6 protein-coding genes and 2 pseudogenes are annotated in these 9154 nt (G+C 41.2%); 3 read left to right on the top strand and 5 right to left on the bottom strand.

Features of this window, described 5'->3' with window-relative positions:
• The first annotated feature begins 136 nt into the window (after window positions 1–136).
• Window positions 137–412: a hypothetical protein gene (locus K6984_RS21355; RefSeq protein ID WP_221897329.1), complete on the top strand. Its 276-nt coding sequence runs from the start codon at window positions 137–139 to the stop codon at window positions 410–412.
• A 1744-nt stretch (window positions 413–2156) separates the two neighbouring features.
• Here the strand turns inward: K6984_RS21355 and K6984_RS34500 are convergent.
• Both K6984_RS34500 and K6984_RS36475 read right to left on the bottom strand, forming a co-directional pair.
• On the bottom strand, window positions 2157–2288 hold the full coding sequence (locus tag K6984_RS34500; protein ID WP_263458831.1) for a hypothetical protein: 132 nt from the start codon (window positions 2286–2288) through the stop codon (window positions 2157–2159).
• Window positions 2289–3886: 1598 nt separating this feature from the next.
• Window positions 3887–4459, bottom strand: a pseudogene (locus tag K6984_RS36475) (IS1 family transposase); the annotation flags it as partial.
• Window positions 4460–4533: 74 nt separating this feature from the next.
• Here K6984_RS36475 and K6984_RS21340 point away from each other — a divergent pair.
• Window positions 4534–5217, top strand: coding sequence for an IS6 family transposase (locus K6984_RS21340; RefSeq protein ID WP_221897327.1), 684 nt, complete (start codon window positions 4534–4536; stop codon window positions 5215–5217).
• Window positions 5218–5347: 130 nt separating this feature from the next.
• Here the strand turns inward: K6984_RS21340 and recD2 are convergent, their stop codons facing one another.
• Together recD2 and K6984_RS31525 are read right to left on the bottom strand one after the other, a co-directional pair.
• Window positions 5348–7819, bottom strand: a complete 2472-nt coding sequence (recD2, locus tag K6984_RS21335) for an SF1B family DNA helicase RecD2 (protein ID WP_221897326.1) — start codon at window positions 7817–7819, stop codon at window positions 5348–5350.
• 178 nt (window positions 7820–7997) lie between these two features.
• Window positions 7998–8114, bottom strand: a pseudogene (locus K6984_RS31525) (recombinase family protein); the annotation flags it as partial.
• 53 nt (window positions 8115–8167) lie between these two features.
• Between K6984_RS31525 and K6984_RS34495 the strand changes: the two are divergent.
• Window positions 8168–8296, top strand: a complete 129-nt coding sequence (locus tag K6984_RS34495) for a hypothetical protein (protein ID WP_263458596.1) — start codon at window positions 8168–8170, stop codon at window positions 8294–8296.
• A 252-nt stretch (window positions 8297–8548) separates the two neighbouring features.
• Here K6984_RS34495 and K6984_RS21330 read toward each other — a convergent pair whose 3' ends face one another.
• The gene (locus tag K6984_RS21330; RefSeq protein ID WP_263458830.1) at window positions 8549–9142 is read right to left on the bottom strand and encodes an IS6 family transposase; all 594 of its coding nucleotides are present in this window, start codon (window positions 9140–9142) and stop codon (window positions 8549–8551) included.
• Window positions 9143–9154 lie beyond the last annotated feature (12 nt).

Raw genomic sequence — 9154 nt, 5'->3', positions numbered from 1 at the left:
GTAGGGTACAGATAACCCCCTGCACTGTTTGGAGGCATTGCAAAAAACTACTGATGCTTGCAAAGTTTGTAACGCAATATAGAAAGGCTGTGGCTAGTGGGTGATGCAAGATGGTGGCCCAACATAAGAGTCACTTTTGAGTGTTTTCACCGTTGGTGAAGGTTTAGAGGTTCAAATTAGCGAAGAGAACTTTATACCTGATAGCTGTCTAACGCCTTTGTGGTCATATATGATGATTACGCTACCCGAAAAAGATGCCGATAAACTCAAAAAAAGGCGTTCCATCTCCTTGTTGTGCGATTTTGTTAGATCTCATATAGCGGTGGGGTTGGAAATAGGTATCACGTTTCCAAATTTTAGAAATGATGCTGATATAAAAAACATTTTCGGGGCATGGGTCCTAAATATTTAAAGATAAGCTTGAACCTAAAGATAGAGTAGGTCCAGCAACCGCGATCACAAGAAGTTAGCTATTCTCAAGTGATATGCGCAGGATAATCAACAGGGGGCATAATGATAGATGTTGATAATTTAACGACTAGAGATTATTCCAGACCTGTCGAAGGACTTTGAAAACACGAAATAATTATCCAGCTAAAGATCGTATGCAGAGGCTATGAAGAGGGTTAGAGTCTTAAACCCAACAATAAGCGAGGTGGCTCGCTTTTAGAACATAGAAGGTATGGCAAGAGGAGCGCAATAGGAAAGTGAAAGATAGAGGAGAGTCGATTAAATTTATGGTCGAAAGAACGAAAAGGGGCTAGACGTTTAGCACAAGTAAGAGGCGAAAAAAGAGCGCAGGGGGAAGCGGCTATCAAGAGTGCGAATAAGGATAGAGATACCTAATGGTAAGGGTGTTGGCTTACCGTATTTGAATTGCGGGATGGCGAAGCGCGAGAATGTCGAATGGCAAAGGGCGCAAAAAGGCAGATTGGTTCTTGTATGGTATATATTAGCTGGAGCCTATAATCCGATGAAAGAAGCATAGCCTGCTAGCAGTTGGGCGGACTGCCTAAGAGTGCTAAGCTATCAAGATAGTAAAGGGCTTGTGATGATGAAGGAATTAAGAAGTTTAGTTGACGAAATGAACCAGGATAATGCAGTCGTTCGCTGGGTGGGAAGACTAGAGTTGGCCTAAGGCCTGATGATAAATTGCTACGTATAGTTTTCTAGACGTTTGCGCAGATTTCCACAACTTCTTTTCAAACCAGACTGTGCTTTACTGTTACCTCAATGACAAAAACTTTACGAAGGTTTTAGCAGGCTGCTATAGGGCGCAACCGCCCTGATAGAAAAGAGTACTCACAGTATTTGATTTTTATCCACTACAATTTTTGGGGGTTCTGATAGAGATATATGACAATCTTAAATTATGGGCGGTATTCGGATATCGCAACGAAAGGCTTACAGATTTATCGATATAACAACCGCTTTTCTGCATTACATCAAACGATGTTGTTTTGTGGTGGCAATGACGAAGTTTAAACAGCTTATCGTTATAGGACTGGATTTCAAAAGGTTTTCAGAAACCACCTATTCCCGCCGGTAAGGCCTTTGCTATCTGTCCTATAGAGGGGTGTAGTGTTCAGGCAAAAGTCATCTCTGGTGGCTTATTTTGGCAAATACTTGTTGTTCAATAGTTGGAATGATTATTGAAGATTGTCCCGATAATCTTACCGTACAATTCAACAATCAATTAATGAAACTGGCTTTTCTTGCGGTGTGGCAATGTAGGCGTTTATCATGGGGAATAAAACCCAATCAAAACTTAAATCATTGTGTGACAGGATACCTTCGTAATGATGAGAGGGGAAGGTGCTGATGGCATTAATATAAGCAAATTGTCTTATCTAAGCTATACTATCAGCAATATGATGATTGGGTCATTCATCCAGCTCCAGTCAAAAGTAAAGGTTTTCGGTCTTGAGTTCAAATGAAGTTTGTGTGAGAAAAAACGTAGTATTCAGACCCTTGAGTCTTACTCACCGCTGAAATCTCTGGAAACAGGTTAGCTTTAGCGAAGTGAAGATTTTGTAGATCCGCGATTATTGGCCGTAGGCGTTTGGTTTTGTCGGAGTCCTGAGCGTTAAGCGACTGGTGGAGACACAATACAATGCATCCGATATATCGACACGGCGTCAAGTCATTTGGAAGCTCTATGTTCCGTTACCGCTTGTTGTGGTCGGGACGAGGTGACGAGGACGAATCGGGGCCGCGGAGGCATAAGGTCTCGCGTTAAGTTTTTGCTGCTTTGCGGGCGCGATGCCCAAGAACAAGCTTTCCGCCAAAAAATAGCGACTCCCTGCATGATTTGGTATGGAATATTGGTGATGATGAATCAATGTAGAGGGATCATGAGGTTTTCTTCTATGCTATTGGACTATTTCTTAACTCTACGAGATAAATGGGTTTTACTCATCACGGACTTCCCGGAGACAGATAAAGCCAGACAAATCACGATTTGCATTCGCCTAATTGGTTTCCGCAATTCCTTATGGAGGTGTGTGCAGAGCTATCTTCTTATGGCTGATTGCAATGAAGCAACCCACCCCTGGTCGGAAAACATACACACTGGTCAGTTCCTCAAGCAGCTTTAAATGAATGGGGGAAGGATAATTATAGAATCGGGTATGACAAGTCTCGTTGAAGCTTTAAAATAATATTTTAGGCTAAACGTGGTGTCGTGGGTGAGAAATCTAGCAATCAACTATCAATCATTGATTTGAATCTCAAGGCTGTATCAAGCAGAGTAGAGGGTGGCATCGATTGGTTCTCCTTGAGGAACTGCTTAAAAAGGTCAGGATTGGCCGAGAATCTTCGATACACCGGAAGACGACTAGCACAATATAATGGTGCATGATCTAAAACTCAACTTAATGAGAGGCTCATAAAGTTACCTCTCGCCTGGAGATGAGATCTTGGTAACACTTTCCTGTAAATTTTTGTTACCATGGGAAGCCCTGTCACTACGTGCCCTATGATTGTCGGGTTTTGGTAACAGGTAAAAAATATTCCCAAATTCACACAGATCTTTATATATATGTTTATCACACCTCTTTTTTTATATAATTTTATATATCTTTATATACCTCGTTTTTTTTATTATTTTCCAAGAATGTTGAAAAGAAGATGTTACTTTGTGTACCTATACCTGAGAAACACTACAACAGTCCCTTTAAGCGCGGGTGGTATTCCAATTGTTAACTAACATAGTAACAAAATGGGAAATATTTTTTGTTATCCCTCTGTTACCATAGACGAAACTCTTTAAATGTTAAGATCAATAAGACAACATGAACTCACAACTTGAGTTCTATCTGGAAAGTTTCCTGAGGGGGAAACGAATGAAAAGCTCTATAGAATGACAAGCTGAAACCACAATACTTGAGATTTATATCTGAAAGTTTACGGAATAGAATGTAAGAGAAGAGACCAGGACCAACATAAGTCGATAGCTCCATTATTATCAGGTAAATTCCATGGAGAAGGCTGTAACAAAGACAAAGAGACTGGTTCTGTCGCAAACGATAAAGTATTTGTGTAGACCCGGCTATAAACCTGTTTTTTATGCCTCTCATGAAAACAGCATTATGCAGGAGAAAAATGATCAAACAGTACATCGGGATAATTGATACATGTATAAACCAGGTATGATCTGGTGTTCAGGAAAACTAAAAATAACTTATAAAATTAAGCCATACCATTTTTAGTTGAGCATTTCAAACCTACTTTGGGTGAAATTAAGATCTTATACGTCGGTAATAGAGCTTTTTTTTTGGTTTTTTGCGAACGAACCCACCCGAATTCGGTAGTGGTGTTTTTTAAAATCTGTTTTATTTAGGGCTGAATTATTCTCGGTCCAAATTCGACCTTTATTTGAATTGAATAGTCCAATGACAATATCATGCATTTGTTCTATTTTGGAAAAACAGATTGTTCGACGCGTTAAGCGTTTAATCCATGTTCTAAAATTTAGGTTTTTTCGTTCAATTTTTTGAGTGTTTTGTTTGCCTATTTCATGTTCATTTACATCTAAGTTTCGCTCATAAGCCCCCCAGTCATCTGTATAATATCTGCTTATTTCAAAGGAGTCAGTAAGGCTTTAGCTCTTTGAAAACATCATCTTTACGCTTGCCAAATACATAAGCAATGACTGTATTAGTCGCATGATCAACAGCATGCCATAAACCATCGCTGATTCGACTTTTTACCTACAATGACCATGTTCATCAATCTCAACTTCTTCGCAAACAAGCTCCAGCCGGACGTCTAAAGGTGTTTCTGATTTTTGAGATAGAAAAACAGGATTTACCTGTACAAGGCTATCTTCTTTGCTTTCAGGATGCTGATGACTGTATTTTTTATTGATTTTCAGAACCCGTGCGGTGTCTCTAATACCACTGCTATTAATAGCCATTTCGACGACTTTTTCTTGGACTCCAGGCACACATGCATTATGGTTCTGTCGCATAAATCCCCCTTCCCAACGCTATCTGCTATCATAATTCTAAATTTCAATAAAAGGTGGATCACATGCTCAGCTTCAAAGGCACTCACTTTCAAAAAGATGTCATTCTTTATGCTGTTTTCTTTTATGTCAGGTATGGCGTTTCGTATCGCGACCTTGAAGAAATTATGGAAGAAAGAGGTGTTGAAGTGGATCATGCTACGCTCAACCGTTGGGTTATCCGTTATTCTCCTGACATTGCTGTAAACGCTAAATCTCAGAAACGAGAAACCAATAAATCGTGGCGCATGGATGAAACGTATATCAAAGTGAAGGGTCAGTGGACCTATTTATACCGTGCTGTTGATAGTCACGGTGATACGCTTGATTTCATGCTTTCTGAACGCCGTGATGAAGAGGCTGCAACCGCTTTTTTCAAACAAACGATTAACAATAATGGCTTTCCTGATAAGGTCGTTATGGATAAAAGTGGCGCTAACTATGCAGGATTAGCCAATATTAACCTCTTGTTAATCCTCGCTGGGTTTGCCACTATGATCGACATATTACAGGTTAAATATTTGAATAACATCATCGAACAGGATCATCGATTTATCAAAAAAATAACAAAACCGATGATGGGCTTTAAAGCGTTTCACTCCGCTCAAGCAACCATTGATGGAATTGAAACAGCACATATGATCCGAAAGGGACAATTGTCTGAGGAAAATATTCCTGCTTATAAGCAGTTTATGGCTTTAGCAGGATAGTTATGCCTGAAGACCAGGAGGTCTGCGCTTTTGATAATTATTGCGACAGAACCCTTCTTGATAACAGGTCATAAAATCAAATTATACAGGAACCCTACAAATTCGACCCATTACCATTAAATCCTCGCTCCTAAGCTTTAATCAAATTTTCTAAAGCTGTCTGCCTCTGACTCACATCTTGTTGCATTATGGCCATAGATAATGCTCTTCTAGTCCCTACAAACACAGCTAAATCTTTTGCTCTGGTTAATCCCGTGTAAATCAGGTTACGATACAGCATCTTAAAATGCTGGGTGAGGATAGGAATAATCACCGCCTTAAATTCACTGCCCTGAGACTTGTGAATTGTAATCGCATAAGCCAGATTTAGCTCCATAATATCTTCTTTCTTATAATGCACTTCCCGGTTATCAGGATAAAAAGACACCATAGCCGTTAGTTCCTCATTGTTGATGGTTATAATTTTCCCTATATCCCCATTAAACACATTAAGATCGTAGTTATTACGCCGGTGAATTACGCGATCACCTTCTCGAAATATTCGTTCACCTACTTTCAACTGGCACTTACTTTGATGGGGTGGGTTAGATTTTTCCTGGATCACCTTATTGAGATTAGCAGAACCCAGACTACCCCGTGTCATCGGCGTTAAAATCTGTATTTCCGTGCCTGCCCCATGATATTTAGGAATCCACTCAAGATAGAGTTTAACCACGCTATCAACAGCAGACAGACCGTAATGCAATGAAGACCAGGGGTGTATTTTCTTTACCACGGACTTTAAGGCATCAACCTGCGCATCAGTTTGAGTTAATTGCTCAAGATCCACATGCTTGAATTTATCAGGGACAACAAAACTAACTTCATAAGCTGAAGTAATGGCCTCCTCGATTCTGAATTCAAAAGGGGAGGGATTGACTTTATCTGCACCAAGGTTCTCTAATTCTTTTGTATGCCAGTCAAAATGACGTTTCACGCGAGTAATAAATCCAAGCTGTTCCTGAGTCGCTTCATCTGAATCAATAAACAGACAATCTGCTCCATTTTTCCAGATGTCAGGAGTCTTAAAAGGGGAGGAAATATAAGGTGTTTCACCTTTATTAATCTGATGTGCATACTGGATAATCAAAGATTCTTTAGCCTGACGAAATACCTGGGTTAGCCGAAAGCAAGGGATAAGCTCAGAGGAAATAATATCCTTAAGCACATTGCCTGCACCCACTGAAGGTAATTGGTCGGGATCACCAATAAACAGCACCTGACAGTTATCGGGTACCGCTTTCAATAAAGAAGCGGTTAAACTGATATCCAGCATTGAGCATTCATCAATAATCAAAAAATCAGTCTTCAGCCTGGATTCTTCATTTATTTGGAACTCGCCGCCTTTCCACTCCAGTAGTCGATGAATGGTTTTCGCCTCTCGGCCAATAACCTCGCTCATTCGCTGTGATGCTCGCCCGGTAGGAGCCGCTAGTAAAACTGATTTTTTCATGGCTTCTAGTAGACGGACAATTACCAATGTCGTCGTGGTTTTACCGCAGCCAGGTCCTCCGGTCAGTACCGAGAAGCGATGCTGCACAACGCCTTTAACTGCATCGGCCTGTTCATCGCTTAAAGCAATAGATTTAATCTGACAATAGTGACTGATCCAGTTTGCTATTCTTTCTGGATCACTCGAAATAGACCCTTTCATTCCCCGTAGAATCGTTGCGACTGTTGTCTCATCATAATAAAGTGTTTTTGAGTAATAACCCGTCGTTTCAACACCTTCTTTATTAAGCTGTCGGGTACAAAGCTGCCCCTCTTGTTGCATTAAGCCAAGATAATCATCTAGACGTTCACCTAAATTCATTTCAATCAGATCGACGATACCCTGGTTAATCTGTTGCTCAGTCAGATAACAATGCCCTTGTTCACGGCTGGCCGCTAAAACATGTTTAATTGCCGCCACCATTCGCTGTTGACTATCTTTAGAAAGGCCAATACTCAGTGCCACTTTATCCGCAGAGAAAAAGCCAATCCCGTAAAAATCATTGGCTAAACGATAGGGATCCTCTGTCACCATCGCTATTGCTTTATCGCCATATTGTTTATAGATGCGCACAGCAAACAGGGTACTGATTCCATGGCCCTGAAGAAACATCATGACTTCGCGAATAGCACGATGCTCAGTCCAGGCATCTTCAATAGTCTTGAGTTTCTTTGTGGCAATACCAGGGACTTCAGTTAATCGCTTTATATCGTTCTCGAAAATATCCAGCGTCTCTTTCTGAAAGTATTTAACGATTTTCTTTGCTGTCTGAGGGCCTATGCCTTTAATAAGACCAGAGCCTAAATATTTTTCAATCGCAGCCGTAGTAGCGGGTTTTTTCTCGATGGCTTCGGTGGCCTTGAACTGACGGCCATATTTATGATCAATCGTCCAGGCACCCCGAAATTCCATGGTTGCACCGGCAAAGACTTTGGTCTGATGAACAGTCACTGTTTCTTGCTGCTGGGGTGACTGAAAGGGCTGCAAGCGTAAAACAGACCAGCCCGTCGTTGGGTTATGATAGGTGACTCTGTTTACTATCCCTTTCAGAACTTCAGTAATGGTATTCATTGCTGTGTTATTAATTAAAAATTAAACCACGTCCTTAGGACGTGGAGTTGGTCGAAAGGCTCCGCCTGGAGAGACAAGTAAAGTCTACTCATGCATTCTAGTCATGTTGTCGCCACAACAAAAACTAGGAGAAAAAGCATGAGTAGGGGTCGACGCAGAATTCGGAACATAAACCCCGTTAAGCTTTTTTCAGTAACTTTTTTCCACTTTCTCGCAACGATCCATCAGGAGCAACATAACGATAAAGTGTTTGTCTGGTAATCCCGATTTCCTTACATAAGTCACTAAGGAATGTGCACGAAATAACTTCCTGAAGCAGCCAAGCTTGAATTCGGGGAGTCGCTATTTTTGCGAAAGCTTGTTTTGGGCATCCCAGCCCAAGCAAGCAGCAAAAACTTAACGCGACCACTTATGCCTCCGGCGGCCCCGATTCGTCCTCGTCACCTCGTCCCGACCCAACAAGGGGTCGGAACATAGGCTCCAAATGACTTGACGCCGTGTCGGATGGCCTTTTATTTTGTCTCCACCTTCGCTAACGCTCAGACTCCGACAAAATAACGGCCCTACGGCTATCGCGGACTAAAAATCATCACTTCGCTTAGGCTCCGTTTCCCTGATTTTCAGCGAATGAAATATCTCCCCTAAATTAAGGTTATCTTAATTTATTACTCAGTGGGGTTCTGTCGCAAGTATTGTTGGAAATGCAGGAAGCCTAGTCTTCAGGCATAACTATCCTGCTAAAGCGATAAACTGCTTATAAGCAGGAATATTCTCCTCAGACAATTGTCCCTTTTGGATCATATGTGCTGTTTCAATTCCATCAATGGTTGCTTGAGCGGAGTGAAACGCTTTAAAGCCTATCATCGGTTTTGTTATTTTTTTGATAAATCGATGATCCTGTTCGATGATGTTATTCAAATATTTAACCTGTAATATGTCGATCATAGTGGCAAACCCAGCGAGGATTAACAAGAGGTTAATATTGGCTAATCCTGCATAGTTAGCGCCACTTTTATCCATAACGACCTTATCAGGAAAGCCATTATTGTTAATCGTTTGTTTGAAAAAAGCGGTTGCAGCCTCTTCATCACGGCGCTCAGAAAGCATGAAATCAAGCGTATCACCGTGACTATCAACAGCACGGTATAAATAGGTCCACTGCCCCTTCACTTTGATATACGTTTCATCCATGCGCCACGATCGCTGAAAATCCTGGAAACGGAGCTTTAGCGAAGTGAAGATTTTTAGTCCGCGATAGCCGTAGGGCCGTTGTTTTGTCGGAGTCTGAGCGTTAGCGAAGGTGGAGACAAAATAAAAGGCCATCCGACACGGCGT

Source organism: Bathymodiolus japonicus methanotrophic gill symbiont (genome assembly GCF_019721995.1).
GTDB lineage: Bacteria > Pseudomonadota > Gammaproteobacteria > Methylococcales > Methylomonadaceae > Methyloprofundus.
The sequence above is the reverse complement of the archived record's forward strand: the minus strand, read 5'-3'. Positions and strand labels throughout refer to the sequence as shown.

Excerpts from the sequence above, each read along its gene's own strand:
- K6984_RS21340 (WP_221897327.1), top strand. The coding sequence starts at position 4,534 with ATGCTCAGCTTCAAAGGCACTCACTTTCAAAAAGATGTCATTCTTTAT.
- recD2 (WP_221897326.1), bottom strand. The coding sequence starts at position 7,819 with ATGAATACCATTACTGAAGTTCTGAAAGGGATAGTAAACAGAGTCACC.
- K6984_RS21330 (WP_263458830.1), bottom strand. The coding sequence starts at position 9,142 with ATGGCCTTTTATTTTGTCTCCACCTTCGCTAACGCTCAGACTCCGACA.